This window comes from Stenotrophomonas sp. TWI1151 (genome assembly GCF_039673135.1).
GTDB lineage: Bacteria > Pseudomonadota > Gammaproteobacteria > Xanthomonadales > Xanthomonadaceae > Stenotrophomonas.
On record NZ_JBDJLA010000005.1, the window covers coordinates 102276 to 118054 of the forward strand.

Annotated in this window: 10 protein-coding genes; 5 read left to right on the plus strand and 5 right to left on the minus strand. The window is 67.3% G+C overall.

All coding sequences use genetic code 11. The features are described from left to right. Positions 1-58 precede the first annotated feature (58 nt). Positions 59-694: a hypothetical protein gene (locus ABE422_RS08550; protein ID WP_346482803.1), complete on the minus strand. Its 636-nt coding sequence runs from the start codon at positions 692-694 to the stop codon at positions 59-61. 162 nt (positions 695-856) lie between these two features. Here ABE422_RS08550 and ABE422_RS08555 point away from each other — a divergent pair, with 162 nt between their 5' ends. Next, positions 857-2125, plus strand: coding sequence for an MFS transporter (locus ABE422_RS08555; protein WP_313212515.1), 1269 nt, complete (start codon positions 857-859; stop codon positions 2123-2125). A gap of 62 nt (positions 2126-2187) precedes the next feature. Then, on the plus strand, positions 2188-4434 hold the full coding sequence (ggpS, locus tag ABE422_RS08560) for a glucosylglycerol-phosphate synthase (RefSeq protein ID WP_346466729.1): 2247 nt from the start codon (positions 2188-2190) through the stop codon (positions 4432-4434). A 205-nt stretch (positions 4435-4639) separates the two neighbouring features. Here ggpS and blaL2 read toward each other — a convergent pair whose 3' ends face one another. Further along, positions 4640-5542, minus strand: coding sequence for a L2 family extended-spectrum class A beta-lactamase (gene blaL2 / locus ABE422_RS08565; RefSeq protein WP_346482804.1), 903 nt, complete (start codon positions 5540-5542; stop codon positions 4640-4642). Between the two features lie 204 nt (positions 5543-5746). On the opposite strand from blaL2, the gene ABE422_RS08570 reads away from it, so the two are divergent. After that, positions 5747-6646 carry a LysR family transcriptional regulator gene (locus ABE422_RS08570; RefSeq protein ID WP_346482805.1) on the plus strand — a complete coding sequence of 300 codons (900 nt, stop codon included), beginning with the start codon at positions 5747-5749 and terminating at the stop codon, positions 6644-6646. Positions 6647-6685: 39 nt separating this feature from the next. Here the strand turns inward: ABE422_RS08570 and ABE422_RS08575 are convergent, their stop codons facing one another. After that, a complete protein-coding gene (locus ABE422_RS08575; RefSeq protein WP_346482806.1) occupies positions 6686-8542 on the minus strand; it encodes an ABC-F family ATP-binding cassette domain-containing protein in 1857 nt (618 codons plus the stop codon). Positions 8543-8885: 343 nt separating this feature from the next. On the opposite strand from ABE422_RS08575, the gene ABE422_RS08580 reads away from it, so the two are divergent. Continuing rightward, on the plus strand, positions 8886-11279 hold the full coding sequence (locus tag ABE422_RS08580; RefSeq protein WP_313212519.1) for a TonB-dependent receptor: 2394 nt from the start codon (positions 8886-8888) through the stop codon (positions 11277-11279). A gap of 242 nt (positions 11280-11521) precedes the next feature. After that, positions 11522-13225, plus strand: a complete 1704-nt coding sequence (gene ybaL / locus ABE422_RS08585; RefSeq protein ID WP_346482807.1) for a YbaL family putative K(+) efflux transporter — start codon at positions 11522-11524, stop codon at positions 13223-13225. 6 nt (positions 13226-13231) lie between these two features. Here the strand turns inward: ybaL and ABE422_RS08590 are convergent, their stop codons facing one another. Continuing rightward, a complete protein-coding gene (locus tag ABE422_RS08590; RefSeq protein WP_346482808.1) occupies positions 13232-14113 on the minus strand; it encodes an AraC family transcriptional regulator in 882 nt (293 codons plus the stop codon). Positions 14114-14366: 253 nt separating this feature from the next. After that, on the minus strand, positions 14367-15668 hold the full coding sequence (locus ABE422_RS08595; RefSeq protein WP_346466637.1) for an aminotransferase class I/II-fold pyridoxal phosphate-dependent enzyme: 1302 nt from the start codon (positions 15666-15668) through the stop codon (positions 14367-14369). Between the last annotated feature and the right edge of the window lie 111 nt (positions 15669-15779).

The window sequence follows — 15779 nt, forward strand, 5'->3', positions numbered from 1 at the left end:
ACCGTTGGTCGGCACGCTCGCGGTGACGCCGGCCCGCGGCCGGCATTACCGCGCTGCGTTACGGCGCAGGCGTCTCACTGCCCCACGGCGCCGGCGGCAGTGCCACCGGCTTGCTCAGGTCGAACACCACCTGGAAGTGGCGCCCGCCCGGGCGGGTCAATTCGTAGACGAAGCGCTGGTCCGGCTCCACTTCCATTGCCCAGGTGTTCTGCACCGAGGCGAGCATGTCCGCCTTGCGGAACATCGCCACCGAGTCCGAATCGACCGGGAATGACTGGCGTTGCGCGGTGCCTGGCGGCTTGCTGTCGCCACCGTACATCGTGACCACATCCGGACTGCCGTCTTCGTGGCGATGATCGTGCTTGAGCCGCAGCCCATGCTCGGTGCGGGTGAGCACCCAGGTCCGTGAATGGTCATCACCGACATGGAAGGGAATCCGCAGCTCATGCGCCGGGTCCTCGCAGCCACGCACGTGCATCACCAGCCGTTTGCCCTCGAAAGGATCGGGCGCATCGGTCTTGGGCTCGTTGACCGCGATGCGGCCTTCGAACGCTTTGCCGCAGTGCGCGGCCACGGCAGACATGAACGCATCGGACGGCGCCATCGAGACATCATGGCCGACGGTGTCGTTCGAACCGCTGCACGCGGTGATCGCCAGCGCAGCGGCGAAAGGAAGGAGTTTGACTACATTCATGCCCCCACCCTAACGGGCGCGAACGACCAGCGCAAACCGGACGACCCGCTGCATCGTCACGCACGCGCACCCATCGCCTGCGCTGCAACAGGGGCTTCATACCCGCTGTGGTATGGTCAATCACGTGACTTGTTCGCCTTCTTCCCCACGAAGGGCGCACGCATGTTGCGGCTGACCGCCCTGCTCGCCGGTGTGGCGCTGCTGCTGACCGGCAGCGGCCTGCTCGGCACATTGCTGGCGGTGCGCGGTGGTGAAGCCGGCTTCGGTGCCGGCACGTTGGGGTTGGTGATGTCCGGCTATTTCGCCGGTTTTTTCATCGGCACCTTCTTCGCCCCCTCGCTGATCGGCCGCATCGGCCATATCCGTGCGTTTGCCTTCTTTGCCGCCCTCGCCGCCATCGCGGTGCTGCTGCACCCTCTGTGGATCAATCCCGTGGGTTGGGGCGTGCTGCGCATCCTTACCGGCATCGCGCTGGTGGGCCTTTACACCGTGATCGAGAGCTGGCTCAACGCCGAGCCCGACCCGCGCCTGCGCAGCCGTGCTTTCTCGCTCTACATGGTGGTCAACCTCTCGGCACTGGCCCTGGGCCAGGTGCTGCTGATGCTTGGCGACGCCGGCGCGACCTCGATGTTCATGCTTACCGCGATCCTGGTCTGCGCGGCAGTGTTGCCGGTCACCGCTACGCGCCTGCGCCCGCCGGAGATTCCCTCGGTGCCGCGCCTGAAACTGGCGCGGCTGTATGCGATGGCACCGGTGGCGACGGTTGCCGCCGGCCTCTCCGGCCTGGCGATGGGCGCATTCTGGGGCCTGCTGCCGGTCTACGCCGGCGAGGTCGGCCTGGACGGCAATGGCGTCGCGATGTTCATGCTGACCGCCATCGCCGGTGGCGCGTTGCTGCAATGGCCATTGGGTCACATCAGCGACGGGCATGACCGCCGCACCGGACTGGTCGCGCTGAGCCTGGCCGCGGCGGGTATCGCCGTGGTGGCCTCGCTGCCGATGATCCAGGCGCAGACCCATCTGCTGTTCGGCCTGTTTTTCTTCTATGGCGGGCTGGCCTTCGCGCTGTATCCCTTCGCGGTCGCGCACATGCTCGATTACCTGCCGCGCGAAGATCTGCTCTCGGGCTGCTCCAGCCTGCTGCTGGTCCATGGCGTGGGCGCCGCGCTCGGCCCCGCGTTGGCGGGCGCGGCGATGCAGCAGTTCGGCGCGCCTGCACTGCCGCTGTACTTCGCGGTGGTGCTGATGCTGCTGGCGCTGTTCACCACCGCGCGCCTGCTCAGCTTCCAGCGGCTGCGCACGCATCCGGTCGGCTTCCGGCTGATGCTGCGCACCACCCCCTCGGCGCTGGAACTGATGCCCGAGACCGACACCGCGCCGCCGGATCCCGATATCCCCCTCCCCTCTGACTCCGATAAGGAAGTGCATTGACTGTTTCGACACCGACCTCCCTCACTCCAACCCGTACACCGCCGGCGCCGCCGGCCCCGCAATTGATCCTCGCCACCGATCTGGATGGCACCTTCCTCGCCGGCGATCCCGCCGCGCGTCATCGGCTCTACCGGCTGGTCGACCAGCACCCGGGTATCCGCCTGATCTTCATCACCGGCCGCGGCCTGGAAGCGGTGATGCCCCTGCTCTCCGATCCGGCCATTCCGCGCCCGGATTACGTGGTCTGCGATGTCGGTGCCACCGTCGTCGACGGCCACACCCTGCAGCCGATGCAGCCCCTGCAATCGATGATCGACGCGCACTGGCCGGGCGAGCAGGTGGTCGCCGCCGCGATGCGTCCGTTCACCGCGCTGCAGCGCCAGGACGTGCCGCAGGAACGCCGCTGCTCGTACTTCTGCGATCCCGACACGCTGGCGCCGCTGCGCTCGCAGATCCAGGCCGCCGCGCAGGCGCTGGGCTGCGATGTGCTGTATTCGGCCGACCGCTATCTGGACATCCTGCCGCCTGATACCGACAAGGGCCGCACCCTGGCCGCGCTTGCGCGCCTGCTGGAACTGCCGCGCGATCGCATCCTGGTGGCCGGCGACACCCTCAATGACCTGTCGATGTACACCTCCGGTTTCCGCGGGGTGTGCGTGGGCGATTCGGAGCCGGCGCTGACCGCCGCGACGGCCGACCTGAAGCACACCTTCCATGCACAGGCGCCGGGGTGCGGCGGCATCCTCGAAGCGATCGAACATTTCGGCCTGCTCGCCGATGACGATCCCTTCCTGCGCCCACCGCCGCAGGCGCGCGCCGATGGCGCCGACCTGGTGATGGTCTATCACCGCCTGCCCTTCGATGAAGTGATGGAAGATGGCGTGCTGGTGCAGCGCCCGCCGCGCTCGCCCAACGGCATCATCCCCTCGCTGCTGAGCTTCTTCGAAGGCGGCCAGAAGGGGTCCTGGGTCGCCTGGGGAATCGATGAGCCCAAGCGCGGTCCGTTCCAGACCCACCTGGCAGTGGATGCCGAGCGTTACCCCACCCTGACCGCCGCGCGCGTGCCGCTGAGCAAACAGGAAGTGGACATCTTCTACAAGCGCTTCTCCAAGGAAGCGTTCTGGCCGATGCTGCACGTGTTCTGGGAACGCGCGAAATTCCGCGAAGAAGACTGGCAAGTCTTCCTGAAGGTCAACCGCAAGTTCGCCGAGGCCACCGCCGCCGAAGCCGCGCATGGCGCGACCGTGTGGATCCACGACTACAACCTGTGGATGGTGCCGGCCACGCTGCGCGAGCTGCGCCCGGACCTGAAGATCGCCTTTTTCCACCACACCTACTTCCCGTCGGCGGATGTATTCAATGTGGTGCCCTGGCGCCGCGAGATCATCGGCAGCCTGCTCAGCTGCGACTACATCGGCTTCCACATTCCGCGACAGGTGGAGAACTTCGTGGACGTCGTGCGCGGCGCGATGCCGGCCGAGCGTCTGGCCTGGGAAAGCTGCGCCCCGCGTTTTCTCACCTACGGGTGCGCAGTGGGCCTGGACACGATGACCACGCGCCTGCGCGTGGGCGACCGCGAAGTCGCCCTCGGTGCGCACCCGGTCGGCACCGATCTGCGCCGCATCCACAACGTGCTCGCACGCAGCGACGTGCGCAATGACATCTTCAAGCTGCGCCGCGAGATCGGCGCGCGCAAGCTGGTGCTGTCAGTGGAGCGCCTGGATTACACCAAGGGCACGCTGGCCAAGCTGGAGGCGTTCGAGCGGTTGCTGGAGCAGCATCCGGATCGCCAGGGCAAGGTCACCCTGCTGATGATCTGCGTACCGGCCGCACGCGAGATGACCATCTACCGCACGCTGCAGAACCAGATCGAGCAGGCGGTGGGGCGGATCAACGGGCGCTTCTCGCGGCTGGACTGGACCCCGGTGCGGTTCTTCGCCCAGGCATTGCCGTTCGAAGAGGTGGTGGCGCACTACGCCGCCGCACAGGTGATGTGGATCACCCCGCTGCGCGATGGCTTGAACCTGGTGTCCAAGGAGTTCGTGGCCACGCAGGGCATCGAGGGCAGCAACGGCGTGCTGGTGCTCAGCGAATTCGCCGGTGCGGCGGCCGAGCTGAAGGGCGCGGTGCTGACCAATCCGCATGACCCGGCCGATCTCACCGCCGGCCTGTTGCAGGCCTTGTCGATGCCCGACGATGAAGCCACCGGGCGCATGCGCCAGCTGTTTGGCAGCGTGGAGTATTACGACGTGGATCGCTGGGGCCGGGATTTCCTGGATGCGGTGCGCAACAGCCACGCCGAAGGCTGACGCTGTACGGGTAGTGCCGGCCGCTGGCCGGCTCCAGGCGGTGCCGGCTGCGGGCGGTGCCGGTTTCATGGGTTGCCGGCCAGCGGCCGGCACTACCGTGTGCGCACCGAACAACGGTGGGTGCCTACCGTGTGCGCACCGACCAACGGTCGGTGCCTACCGTGTGCGCACCGACCAACGGTCGGTGCCTCCCGGGCGGCATCGCCTACCCGGCGCGCTGGATGATGCCTTCGGCGATCACCGCCACCTGGCGCAGCACGTCGTTACGACCGGCATCATCCACCGTCGCGCCCTGCAGGTAGCTGGTCAGCACCCACGGTGCACCGCCGGCGAGCGGCCACAGAATGGCGATGTCATTGGTGGTGTCCTCGCCATTGCTGCCGGTCTTGTCACCCACCCGCCACGCCTTGGACAACCCGGCGCGCAATCGCGCATCGCCGGTTTCGTTGTCGATCAACCAATCCGCCAGCTGCTGTTTCGAGGCGGACGTGAGTACGTCACCGAGCACGAAGCGCTGCAGGCTGGCCGCCATCGCCGCCGGGCTGGTGGTGTCGCGCGGGTCGCCGGGGGCGAAGCGGTTCATCTCCGGCTCGAGCCGGTCATTACGGGTCACCGCATCACCGTTGGCACGCAGGAAGGCGGTCACGCCGGCCGGCCCGCCCACCCTGCCCAGCAGCAGGTTCGCAGCGGGGTTGTCGCTGGTGATCATGGTCGCCCGGCACAGGTCGCGCACGGTGACATCCTTGCCTAGGTGCCGCGTGGTCACCGGCGCATGCGAGAGCATGTCCGGCTGGCGCACGGGCACGCGCTGGTCCAGCGAGAGCCTGCCCTGGTCGGCCAGGTGCAACACCGCAGCGGACAACACGAACTTGAAGGTGCTGCACATCGGGAAACGTTCGTCCTGGCGGTTGCCGGTACGCCAGCCGGTGCCGGTATTGAGCAGGGTCACGCCGAGGCGCCCGCCGCTTGCTGCTTCCAACGCTGCGAAGTCTTTCGCCGCGACGGCCGGTTGCGGCGAGGGCAGCGGCGTCTTGGCGAAGGCGGTGGCGGCCAATGCAGACGCGGCGGCCGCGCCGGTCCATTGCAGGAACTGTCGTCGAGCGATCATGGGGTTCTCCTTGGCGAAGGCCTGAGTATTGGCAGGTTGCCGCGCCTCCACCAGCGAGGATTTTCAGCGGAAGTCATTACTTGACCTCATACCTTCTGATCCCCCTGCCGGGAATGAACGCGGAAAACAGCGTCATCTCTGCACGTCGCTCGCCGCAGCAGCCCCTCAGTGCGAAGATGCATCATCCCTGCTCACGGCTCGCCCATGCTCCGCCCCCAGCTGCCGCTCAATGCCCTGCGCGCCTTCGAGGCCGCTGCACGGCACCAGAATTTCACCCGCGCCGCCCTGGAGCTGTGCGTCAGCCAGGCCGCGCTGAGCCATCAGATCCGCGCACTGGAGGACCGGCTGGGCGTGTCGCTTTTCACCCGGTTGCCGCGCGGAGTCGCCCTGACCGATGAAGGCGCCCGCCTGTATCCGGTGCTCAACGAGGCCTTCGACCGCATCGCGGTCAGCCTGGACCGGTTCGTCGGCGGGCATTTCCGCGAGGTGTTGAGCGCGGGCGTGGTCGGCACGTTCGCCACCGGTTGGCTGCTGCCGCGCCTGGGGGATTTCAACGCGCGCCATCCGGATATCGAGCTGCGCCTGCAGACCCATAACAACCGCATCGATCTGGCCGGTGAAGGGCTGGACCTGGCGATCCGGTTCGGTGATGGCGACTGGCAGGGGCAGGTCAGCGATGCCGTACTGGATGCCCCGTTTGCGCCGCTGTGTGCACCTGCGTTGGCACGTACGCTGCGGCAGCCGCGCGATCTGGCGAACGTGGCGTTATTGCGCTCCTACCGCAGCGACGAGTGGCCACGCTGGCTGCAGGCCGCTGGCGCGCCGGAACTGGACGCGCGTGGGCCGGTGTTTGATTCGTCCCTGACGCTGGCCAGTGCCGCCGCCGCAGGTGCGGGCGTGGCGCTGTTGCCGTTGAAGATGTTCGAGCAGGATCTTGCCCAAGGGCGCTTGATCCAACCCTTCGCGCAGACCCTGGATCTGGGCAGGTATTGGTTGACGCGGCTGCGCTCGCGCGCCGAGAGCGACGCGGCGCGGCGGTTCCGGGAATGGCTGGAGGCGCAGGACGATGTGCCGACCAACGGTCGGCACCTACCGGTTGCCTGAGGGTGCCAGGGAGATGCCGACCGGTGGTCGGCATGCCGTTTACGCGTCCAGCAATTCCATCCACGTCTGCTCGGCCTTGCTGAGCAGGGTCGCGGTGGCTTCACGATCGCGACCGAGGACTGCCATGCGGGTCGCATCGGCGTAGTTGGCCGGGTTGGCCAGCTCGCGGTCCAGGTCGGCCAGCAGCGCCTCCAGTTCGCCCACCTTGGCTTCGGCAGCAGCCAGTTTGTGGGGATTGACCGGCTTCTTCGGCGGCAGCGGCGGCGTCGGCGGCACCGGCTCCGGGGCCGCCGCGGCCATCTTCTGCTTGGTGCCCTGCGCGGCCGGACGCGAACGCAGCCACGCCGCGTAGGCATCCAGATCGCCGTCGAACGGTTCGACCACGCCGTCGGCCACACGCCAGAACGTGTCGCAGACCAGACCGATCAGATGGCGGTCATGCGAGACCATCACGATCGCGCCCTCGAAGTCGGCCAGTGCTTCGGCCAGCGCTTCGCGCATTTCCAGATCCAAGTGGTTGGTCGGTTCGTCGAGCAGCAGTACGTTCGGCTGCTGGTAGGCGATCAGTGCCAGGGCCAGGCGCGCACGTTCGCCACCGGAGAAGCCGTCCACCGGTTCAAACGCGCGGTCGCCGGCGAAGTTCCACTTGCCGAGGAAATCGCGGAAGGACTGGTTCGGTGCATCCGGGGCCAGGTCGCGGAAGTGCTCCATCGGCGACTGCCCTTCATGCAGCGACTCCACCGTGTGCTGGGCGAAGTACCCGATGCGCAGGTCCGGATGCGCGGCGCGCTCGCCGCTGATCGGGTCCAGTTCGCCCACCAGGGTCTTCACCAGGGTGGTCTTACCGGCACCGTTCGGGCCGAGCAGACCGATGCGCTGGCCAGCCTCCAGGCCAAAGCCCACGTTGTGCAGGATCACCGAATCGGCGCCGTAACCGGCCTCGACATGGTTCAGGCGGATCAGCGAGAACGGCAGTTTGGCCGGCGGCGCGAACTCGATGCGGAACTCGCGCTCGGCACGCACCGCTTCGGTACCGGCCAGCTTGGCCAGGCGCTTCATGCGGCTCTGTGCCTGCGCGGCCTTGCTGGCCTGCGCCTTGAAGCGATCGATGAAGCTCTGCAGATGCGTGCGCTCGGCCTGTTCCTTGTCGTGGGCGAGCTGCTGCTGGCGCAGCTGTTCGGCGCGCTGGCGCTCGAAATCGGTATAGCCGCCGACGTACAGCTTGGCGCCGCCACCGTGCAGATGCAGGGTGTGGGTGGCCACGTTGTCCAGGAACTCGCGGTCATGCGAGATCAGCAGCAGGGTGCCCGGGTACTTGAGCAGCCACTGTTCCAGCCAGAACACGGCGTCCAGATCCAAGTGGTTGGTCGGTTCATCGAGCAGCAGCAGGTCGCTGGGCATCATCAGCGCGCGCGCCAGGTTCAGGCGCACGCGCCAGCCGCCGGAGAACGAGGAGACCGCGCGCGAGTGGGTTTCGGCCGGGAAGCCCAGGCCGTGCAGCAGCTTGCCGGCGCGCGCCTCGGCGTCATAGGCACCGATCTCGGCCATGCGCTGGTGGGCGGTGGCCACCGCTTCCCAGTCTTCACGCGCCGCGGCTTCCGCCTCTTCACGCATGACGGCGGCCACCTCGGTGTCGCCCTCCAGCACGAACTGCAGCGCCGGATCCGGCAGCGACGGGGTTTCCTGGGCCACGCTGGCGATGCGGATCTTGCCGGGCAGATCGACGTCGCCCTTGTCCGCCTCCAGCTCGCCCTTCACGGCGGCGAACAGGCTGGACTTGCCGGCGCCATTGCGGCCGACCACGCCGACGCGGTACCCCGCATGCAGGGTCAGGTCGACGTTGGACAACAGCAGCCGCTCGCCACGGCGCAAGGCGAAGTTACGAAGGGAAATCATCTTGGGGGTCCATATAACGGAATGGAATGTGCTCGTGAGCACCTTTCCTGCGACGTAATTCTAGCGTTAACGAATACTTGACGGGCCCCGGGATGCGCGGCAGGCCTCGTTTCTCTCTCCCACGACCCTGCCCGCGCTACCCCGGGACCCCCCTGTCAAATCCCCGGCCTCACGTAAATGGTTGCTTCTGCAACGTTTTTTACGAACGTGACCTACATTTGACAAGCGATGAATATCCCGTTAATCCGTCTATTGCGCACCGCAACACCGCCTTCGCAGACCCGATCCTCGATGCCGTGATGTCGCTTTGGTGCAGCACCGCCACTACCGGAGCCACATCCTGATGAACCGCAAGACCAGTACGCTCGCCGCCGCCGTAGCTGTCGCGCTCGGTATGTCCAGCTTCGCCGCCACCGCCCAGGACGTGCCTGCCCGGACGGCCGCCAACACCCTGGACACCATCATCGTCACCGGCACCCGCGTGGCCGACCGCACCGTGGCCGAGTCGCAATCGCCGATCGACATCATCACCCCCGAGGCGCTGCAGTCCACCGGCACCACCGAGCTGGCCACCGCGCTGGCCCGCGCCCTGCCCTCGCTGAATTTCCCGCGCCCGGCGCTGACCGATGGCACCAGCGGCATCCGCCCGGCGCAGCTGCGTGGCCTTTCCCCGGACCAGGTGCTGGTGCTGGTCAACGGCAAGCGCCGCCACACCTCCGCGCAGATCAACGTCAACGGCAGCATCGGCCGTGGCTCCTCGGCAGTGGACATCAACGCGATTCCGATCGCCTCGATCGAGCGCGTGGAAGTGCTGCGCGACGGCGCCTCCGCGCAGTACGGCTCGGATGCCATCGCCGGCGTGATCAACATCGTGCTCAAGGGCTCGTCCTCCGGCGGCAGCCTGGCGTTGGATGCCGGCCAGTACTCGGCCGGTGACGGCAACAAGTACCAGCTCTCCGGCGATACCGGGATCGGCTTCGCCGACGGCCGCGGCAGCGTGCATGTGGCCGGCCAGATCGTCCAGCAGGACGAGAGCAACCGTGCCGGCCCGTACCAGGGCACCGTGCCGAACACGAGCAACTTCCCCAACATCGGCCAGACCACCTTCGTGGTCGGTGACCCGCGCGTGGATGCGACCGCCGCGTCGGCCAACGCCAGCTTCCAGTTCAGCGACCACGTCTCGGCCTATGCCACGGCGATGGCCAGCAACCGCGACATCACCTCGTTCGCGTTCTACCGCTCGCGCAACAACCTCAACCAGGGCGCGCTGCTGGCGCAGACCTACCCGGACGGGTTCGTGCCTGAGATCAATCAGTATTCCAAGGACCGTTCGCTGGTCGCCGGTGTGAAGGGCGGCTCGGACAGCGGCTGGAACTGGGACGTCAGCTACAACTACGGCGCCAACAAGATCGATTTCCACACCCGCAACAGCATCAACTACGCGCTCGGCGTGAACAGCCCGCGCTCGTTCTACGACGGCGCGCTGGAGTACACCCAGAACATCGTCAATGCCGATGTGACCAAGACCCTGGACTGGGGCCTGGCCTACCCGGTCACGCTGTCCTTCGGCGGTGAGTACCGCAAGGAAAAGTGGGAGCAGTCAGCCGGTGAACTGAACGCCTACACCGGCAGCGGTGCGCAGGGCTTCGGCGGCTTCACCCCGCTCAACGCGGTGGATGCCGACCGTGACAACTACGCCGTCTACGCTGGCCTGGAAGCCGACCTCACCGACAAGTTCTCCGCCGGCGTGACCGGCCGCTACGAGGATTACTCGGACTTCGGCGACAAGTTCTCCGGCAAGCTCTCCGCCCGCTACGCCTTCACCGACAAGGTCGCCCTGCGCGCCACCGCCTCCAGCGGCTTCCGCGCGCCCTCGCTGGCCCAGCAGAGCTACCAGGCGGTGACCAGCACGATCATCAACGGCGTGTTCGTCGAACGCGGCACCTTCCCGACCACCAGCCCGGCCGCACAGGCCCTGGGCGCCAGCCCGCTGAAGGCCGAAAGCTCGACCTCCTACAGCCTGGGCCTGGTGCTGCAGCCGGTGGATCGCCTGTACCTGACCGTGGATGCGTACCAGATCGACATCGACGACCGCATCGTCCTGTCGACCAACATCACCACCAATGACGCCGCCAACGCGCTGCTGGCCAACCTGGGCCTGCCGGGCGTCACCGCGTTCTCCTACTTCACCAACGGCGTGGACACCCGCACCCGCGGCGTGGATGCGGTCTCCAGTTACACGATCCCGTTCGCCGCCAGCTCGCTGGAGCTGACCGCGGCCTACAGCTACAACGAGACCGAGGTGAAGAAGTTCATCGCCTCGCCGCCGGTGTTCGGCACGCTGGGCATCACCCAGTCGCTGATCGGCCGCGATGAGATCGGCCGCATCGAAGACAGCTACCCGCGCGACAAGACCATCCTCAGCGGCACCTGGCGCTCGGACCGGTGGGACCTGAACCTGGCCGCCACCCGCTACGGCTCGTTCACCGTGCGCAACTCGGCCACCGCCCTGCGCGACCAGACCTACGACGCCTCGTGGGTGCTCGATGCCTCGGCCAGCTACAAGCCGAGCGAGAACTGGACCCTGACCCTGGGCGCGGACAACATCCTGGACGAATATCCGGACCGCACCGTGGACCTGCAGAACTCCACCTGGGGCATGCTGCCGTACAGCAACTACTCGCCGTACGGGTTCAACGGTGCGTACGTCTATGGCCGCGTGACCTACAAGTGGTAACCCAAGGTAGTGCCGGCCGCTGGCCGGCAACCGCCTGATAAACCCCATGCCCCGGTTCGCCGGGGCATGTGCGTTTTGGCCGCAGGAAACCGCGATTCCGCGCATTCACCGTTCAACGCACGGGCTGTCCCGGACAGCACATGACCTGACCACGGGGACATAGCAGCATTGCGGCCATCGATGTTTGCCCGGACCGGCCGCATCGGTGAAAATCGGGGTACCCCCCCTCTTTGCGAGCCCCGATGCACCATGACACCGACCTGATCAACATCGTTGCCGTTGGCCTTGGGCTCGCCTTCATTTTCGGCGCGCTGGCCAACAAGCTGCGTTTGTCTCCCCTGGTCGGTTATCTGATTGCAGGCATCTGCGTAGGTCCGTTCACCCCCGGCTTCGTCGCCGACCAGGCACTGGCCAACCAGCTGGCCGAGATCGGGGTGATGCTGCTGATGTTCGGCGTCGGCCTGCATTTCTCGCTCAAAGACCTGATGGAGGTCAAAGCGATCGCCATCCCGGGTGCGATCGGCCAGATCCTGGTCGCCACCGTGCTCGGCTGGGGCCTGGCGGCGCTGATGGGCTGGCCGGTGATCTATGGCGTGGTGTTCGGTTTCTCGCTGGCCACCGCCAGTACCGTGGTGCTGCTGCGCGCGATGGAAGAACGGCGCCTGCTGGAAACCACGCGCGGCAAGATCGCCATCGGCTGGCTGATCGTGGAAGACCTGGCCTGCGTCCTGGCGCTGGTGATGATGCCGGTCCTGGCCGGCGTGTTCGGGCCCGATGCGGCCAATGAAACCCATACCGTCGGCAGCGTGCTGGCCAGCATCGGCTGGACCTTCGTGCAGCTGGGCCTGTTCGTGGCGGTGATGCTGGTGGTCGGGCGCCGGGTGATTCCGTGGATCCTGGAGCGCATCGCCGGCACCGGTTCGCGCGAGCTGTTCACCCTGGCCGTGCTGGCCATCGCACTGGGCGTGGCGTTCGGCTCGGCGATGCTGTTCGGCGTGTCGTTCGCACTCGGCGCGTTCTTCGCCGGCATGCTGCTCAACGAATCCGAACTGAGCCACAAGGCGGCCAATGATTCGCTGCCGCTGCGCGATGCGTTCGCTGTGCTGTTCTTCGTCTCGGTCGGCATGCTGTTCAACCCGGCCATCCTGATCGAGCATCCGTGGCAGGTCCTGGCCACGGCGGCGATCATCATGTTCGGCAAATCGGCTGCTGCGTTCGTGATCGTGCGCGCGTTCGGCCATCCGACCGGTACCGCGCTGACGATTTCCGCCAGCCTGGCGCAGATCGGCGAATTCGCCTTCATCATCGCCGGGCTCGGCGTGACCCTGGGGATCCTGCCGCCCACCGGTCAGGCGCTGGTGCTGGCCGGTGCGCTGATCTCGATCATGCTCAACCCGCTGGTGTTCGGCCTGCTCGACCGCTGGCTGCTGAAGCATCAGGAAACCGCCCCCACCACGGTGGAGACGGAATTGCCGCCGGGCCCATCGCTGGACCTGCATGACCATGCCATCGTGATCGGCTACGGCCGCGTCGGCAGCGCGCTGGCGCAGGTGCTGCGCGACCGGGGGGTGCCGGTGATGATCATCGACGACAACAAGGAACACGTCGCCGAAGCGCACGCGGCCGGCTTGCCCGGTATCCGCGGCAGTGCCGCCTCCGACCGCGTACTGGCCGAAGCCCATCCCGAGCGCGCCAAGATCGCCGTGCTGGCGATCCCGCAGCCGCTGGAAGCCGGTGAAACGCTGGCCAAGCTGCGCGCGCTCAACCCCGGCCTGACCCTGCTGGCGCGTGCACACAGCGATGCCGAGGTGAAGCACCTGCTCGCCCACGGTGCCGATGGCACGGTGATGGCCGAGCGCGAACTGGCCTACTCGCTGGCCGAGATGGTGATGTCCACCCCGCCGTACCGCACGATGGGCCAGCAGCACAGCATCCCGGTGGTCTGAGGGCCGCTACGCGACCGGCACGCAGATATCCGCGCGGAGGATGGCCTCGGGCACTTCTTCCGGATCATCCAGGTAGTGGTAGTACAGCTCCGCCTCGCGCAGGGCGTGGCCACTCTCGGGCAGCCAGTCGCGTAGCAGGGCGTCAGTGGCCGCTTCCAGGCCCGCGTAGCTGCCCACATGGCGCAGCACGGCATACGTGCCGCCACCCAGCGTCAGCGCACGCAGCGGGGCCGGTAGCGCCTGCGGCGTGCGCCCGAAGCCCATGGCGCAATCGAACACGCATTCCTGCGCCGGCGCGTCGCGGTGGTCCGTCCGTGCGATGCCGATCAACTGCTGCAGCTGTTCGGCCCAGCCCTGCTCCGCGGCCCAGGTGAAGATCGCGCCGAAGGCCTGATCCAGATCATCGAAGGCCCCTTCCCTGCGCAGCGCCACCACATCGAAGGGTTCCAGCGTGGTCACCGTGACCTGCAACGGCACCGTCCCGTCCGCGTGATCGCCCGCCGGCAGCGACAGCCGCTGCTGCCAGTGGCTGCGCAGCCCGGCATCCTCACGCAACGTGCTCGGCGTGGCATGCAGCGCCTGGCGACAGGCACGGGCCAGCGCCTGCGGGCTTTCATAGCCGACGTTCAAGGCGACCTCGGTCACCCGGCTCTCGGCCTGGCCGAGCAGCGTCAGCGCCTGCAGCAAGCGCAGGCGCGCCACGGTACGTCCGGGCGTTTCACCGGTCAGCGCACGGTACAGGCGATGGAAGTGGAACGGCGACTGGTGCGCGATCGCGGACAGTGCCTCCAGATCGGGCAAGGGATCGCCAGCGCGCAGGCACGCCTGCAGATGGGCGATGACACGATCGATACCGTGGCGCTGGCGGACCTGGGCAATGCGGTGCATGGCGGGCTCCCTCTCGAGGTGACGCTCAGCGTGCGCCGTGCGGCGCCCCTGCGCGTGGCCGATCTTGCGCAGTTGGGGGATCGTCAGCCGATCCTAACCCTGCCGGTAGAGCCACGCCATGCGTGGCTGCGTCTTCTTCCGGCGCCGCGCAGCCACGCTTTGCGTGGCTCTACCCCCATGGCGGAGAATTCCATGGCGCCATGGCAAGACCCCCACGGCGGCCGGCCCGCACCGGCCGCCGTGGGGCCTGCCACTACGCCTTGGCCAACGCCTGCTCCAGATCCGCCAGCAGGTCGTCGATGTGCTCGATGCCCACCGACAAACGCACGGTGTCTTCGCTGACCCCCGCCTTCTCCAGTTCGGCCGCATCCAGCTGCCGGTGCGTGGTCGAGGCGGGATGCGTGGCCAGGGATTTGGCATCCCCGAGGTTCACCAGGCGGGTGAACAGCTGCAGTGCATCCAGGAAGCGCGCGCCGGCAGCGCGCCCACCGGGCAGGCCAAAGGTCAGCACGCCGGAGCCGTGGCCGCGCAGGTACTTCTGCACCAGCGCATGCTCGGGGTGGTCGGGCAGCGCGGCGTAGTTGACCCACGCCACCTTGGCATGGCCCTGCAGGTGCCTGGCAACCGCCAGGGTGTTGGCGTTGATACGGTCCAGCCGCAGTGCCAGCGTCTCGATGCCCTGCAGGATCAGGAAGGAATTGAACGGTGAGATCGCCGCGCCGGTATTGCGCAGCGGAACCACCCGCGCGCGGCCGATGTAGGCGGCCGGCCCGAGTGCGTCGGTGTAGACCACGCCGTGGTAGCTCACGTCCGGCTCGTTCAAGCGGCGGAAGCGCTGCTTGTGCTCCGCCCAGGGGAAGCGCCCGGAATCCACGATCGCCCCGCCCAGGCTGGTGCCATGGCCCCCGAGGTACTTGGTCAGCGAATGCACGACGATGTCCGCGCCAAAATCGAACGAGCGCTGCAGGTACGGTGTCGCCACCGTGTTGTCCACGATCAGCGGCACGCCATGTGCATGCGCGATCTTCGCCACCGCTTCGATGTCGGTGATGTTGCCACGCGGGTTGCCGATGGATTCGACGAACACGGCCTTGGTGCGGTCATCGATCAGCGCGCCGAACGCCTGCGGATCGCGGTAGTCGGCAAAGCGCGTGTCGATCCCGAACTGCGGCAGCGTGTGCGCGAACAGGTTGTAGGTGCCGCCGTACAGGGCACTGGCCGAGACGATGTTGTCGCCGGCCTCGGCGATGGTCTGGATCGCGTAGGTGATCGCGGCCTGGCCCGAGGCCAGTGCGAGCGCACCGATGCCACCTTCGAGCGCCGCGATGCGCTGCTCCAGCACATCGGTGGTCGGGTTCATGATGCGGGTGTAGATGTTGCCCGGCACCTTCAGATCGAACAGGTCCGCGCCATGCTGGGTGTCATCGAAGGCGTAGGCCACGGTCTGGTAGATCGGCACCGCCACCGCGCGGGTGGTGGGGTCAGGCTGGTAACCGCCGTGCACCGCGATGGTCTCCGCGCGCCACTGTGATTCGGGACTGCCGTGTTCGGACATAGCGCATCGTCTCCAGGTGAATGCCGACGATACCGAACAAAAAACCCCCGCCGAAGCGGGGGTTCATGCCAAACATGCATGGCGTGAGGCCCAACGGTTATCAGGCCGCCG